Source organism: Streptomyces sp. NPDC000941 (assembly GCF_053599555.1).
The window spans coordinates 1-3,240 of record NZ_JBSFMM010000459.1 but is presented as its reverse complement, the minus strand read 5'-3'; the positions used below and the strand labels follow the sequence as shown (position 1 = coordinate 3,240).

Sequence of the window (3,240 nt, the reverse complement as noted above, 5' to 3'; positions counted from 1 at the left end):
CGACTCGCTGACCGCGGTGGAACTGCGCAACCAGCTCAACGCGGCGACCGGACTCCGGCTGCCCGCCACCTTGGTCTTCGACTACCCCACCGCGCGGGACATCGCCACGTTCGTGGGTTCGGAGCTCATACCCGAGGCGGCCGACACCGACGCCGTGGGACACGAGGAGCGGGTGCGCCGCGTACTGACCAGCATCCCGCTCAGCAGGCTGCGCGACGCCGGCCTGCTGGACACCCTGCTGGAACTCGGCGGAGCCACCGCCACGCCGCGGGACGGGGCCGAGGACGCGGACGGGTCCGACCAGCCCGGCTCGATCGACGCGATGGACAAGAACGATCTGATCGACATGGCGTTCAACAGCCTTGGCCTTGAGGGTGCCACCTGGGAAGAGGGTAACTGACATGACCAACTCCGATGAGAAGCTGGTCAGTGCGCTTCGCCTGTCGCTGAAGGAGAACGAGCGCCTGCGGGTGCAGAACGCCAAGCTCTCCGGTGCGACGCGGGAGCCCGTGGCCATCGTGGCGATGAGCTGCCGCTACCCCGGCGACGTCACCTCGCCCGAGGAGCTGTGGCAGCTGGTGGCCGACGGCGTCGACGCGGTGTCGGACTTCCCGACCGACCGTGGCTGGGACATCGACGGCGGCTATGACCCGGAGCCGGGCAAAGTGGGGAAGTTCTACGCCCGCGAGGGCGGCTTTCTGCACGACGGCGGGGAGTTCGACCCGGCCCCGTTCGGCATCAGCCCCGTCGAGGCGCTGCACATGGACCCGCAGCAGCGGCTGCTGCTGGAGTGTTCATGGGACGTGCTCGAACGCGCCGGTATCGACCCGCTGTCCCTGAAGGGCGCCACCACCGGGGTGTTCACCGGGGCCATGCACCACGACTACGCACTCGGGCACAATGTCAGCACCACCTCGGGCGGCAGCCTGCTCAGCGGCGGCATCTCGTACACCCTCGGGCTCGAAGGCCCCTCCGTCACGATTGACACCGCGTGTTCGTCCTCGCTGGCCGCCGTCCATCTGGCCTGCCAGGCGCTGCGCCGGGAGGAGTGCGGTCTCGCGCTCGCGGGCGGGGTCACGGTGATGGCGACCCCCCAGCTCTTCAAGGTCTTCTCCCAGCAGCGCGGGCTGGCACCCGACGGCCGCTGCAAGTCCTTCTCGGACGCCGCCGACGGCACCGGCTGGGGCGAGGGCGCCGGGATGCTGCTCCTGGAGCGGCTGTCCGAAGCGCGCCGCAACGGCCACCCGGTGCTCGCGGTGATCCGCGGCAGCGCCGTCAACCAGGACGGCCGCAGCAGCGGACAGACCGCGCCGAACGGCCCGGCGCAGCAGCGGCTGATCCGCCAGGCCCTCACGAACGCGGGCCTGTCCGCCGCCGATGTCGACGCGGTGGAGGCACACGGCACCGGCACCACGCTGGGCGACCCGATCGAGGCCCAGGCGCTGCTCGCGACCTATGGGCGGGGCCGGGAAGACCATCACCCGCTGTTGCTGGGCTCCATCAAGTCGAACATCGGGCACACCCAGGCGGCAGCCGGGGTCGCGGGCGTGATCAAGATGGTCATGGCCATGCGCCATGGCACCCTGCCCCGTACGCTGCACCTGGACGCGCCCTCCGCACAGGTCGACTGGTCGGCCGGGGCGGTGGAACTGCTGACCGAACCGGTGGCGTGGCCGGAGACGGGACATCTGCGCCGCGCGGGTGTCTCCGCGTTCGGGGCCAGCGGCACCAATGTGCATGTGATCCTGGAACAGAGCCCACCCGGCGAGGAACCCGAAAACCCCGGTCCGGAGTGGTCCGGGGCCGTCCCCTGGGTGCTCTCCGGCAGGACACCGGAGGCGCTGCGCGCCCAGGCCGCCCGGCTGCTGGCCACCGTTTCGGGGAACGACGGGCTCGCACCCGCCGACGTCGGGCTTTCGCTGGTCACCGGCCGGACCAGGTTCGAGCACCGCGCCGCCGTGGTAGGCCGGGACCGGGAGGAGTTCGTACAAGGGCTCGCCGCGCTGGCCACCGGCACACCCGCCACCGGCGTGGTGACCGGGGCCGCCCGCGAGGCGCCGAGGGTCGTGTTCGTGTTCCCGGGCCAGGGCACGCAGTGGACCGGCATGGCGGCAGAACTGCTCGAGTCCAACACCGTCTTCCAGCAGACGATGCTCGCATGCGAGAACGCGCTGTCGAAGGTCGTGGACTGGTCGCTGCCGGCGGTCCTCGACGATCAGGACGCGCTCGACCGGGTGGACGTGGTCCAGCCGGCGCTGTGGGCGGTGATGGTCTCGCTCGCCGCGGTATGGCGCTCCTGCGGTGTGGAGCCGGCCGCGGTGGTGGGCCACTCCCAGGGCGAGATCGCCGCCGCCTGTGTGGCGGGCGCGCTGTCACTCGAGGACGGGGCCCGGGTGGTGGCCCTGCGCAGCAGGATCATCGCCGAAGTACTGGCCGGTCAGGGCCGGATGATGTCGATCCCCAAGCCGCTGGACCAGGTCGAGCGGCGACTCGCGGGATCGGAGTCGGAGCCGGAGTTGGCGGGCGGCTTTGCGGACGCCGTGTCGATCGCGGCGGTGAACGGACCGTCGTCCGTGGTGGTCTCCGGCGAGGCCGGAGCGGTCGAGAAGTTGCACACCGCTCTGGTGGAGGAGGGTGTCCGCGCCCGGCTGATCGAGGTGGACTACGCCTCGCACTCCGCACAGGTGGAACAGATCGCCGACCGGCTGGCCGAGGCCCTTGCCCCGATCCGCCCCCGGCCCTCGGACATCCCCTTCTACTCCACCGTGGATGACGGCTGGCAGGACACGGAAGGACTGGACGCCGGGTACTGGTACCGCAATCTGCGCCAACCGGTGCGGTTCGAACCCGCGGTACGGGCCTTGCTGGACAAGGGTTTCCGCGGGTTCGTCGAGATCAGCAGTCACCCGGTGCTGACGGTCGGCGTGCAGGAGTCCATCGACCGCGCCGAGGTACGGGCGGTGGCCACCGGCTCGCTGCGCCGCGACGAAGGCGGCTGGGACCGGATGGTGCTCTCGTTGGCCACCGCGCATATGGGTGGGGTGGCCGTGGACTGGCCGGCGGTGTTCGCGGACACCGGTGCGCGCCGAGTGGACCTGCCCACGTACGCCTTCCAACGGCAGCGGTACTGGCTCGACAGCGAGATCGGTGTGGGTGATCCGGTGTCGTTGGGGTTGGGTGTGGTGGGGCATCCGGTGTTGGGTGCGGTGGTGGTGTCGGCGGGTTCGGATGGGGTGGTGT

General features: G+C 71.0%; 1 protein-coding gene and 1 pseudogene. Both read left to right on the top strand.

All coding sequences use genetic code 11. The features are described from left to right. Positions 1 to 107: pseudogene (locus ACWDSL_RS52640) on the top strand (acyl carrier protein); the annotation flags it as partial. A gap of 294 nt (positions 108 to 401) precedes the next feature. Next, on the top strand, positions 402 to 3,240 hold a 2,839-nt coding region (locus ACWDSL_RS52635), incomplete at its 3' end, for a type I polyketide synthase (RefSeq protein ID WP_450496798.1).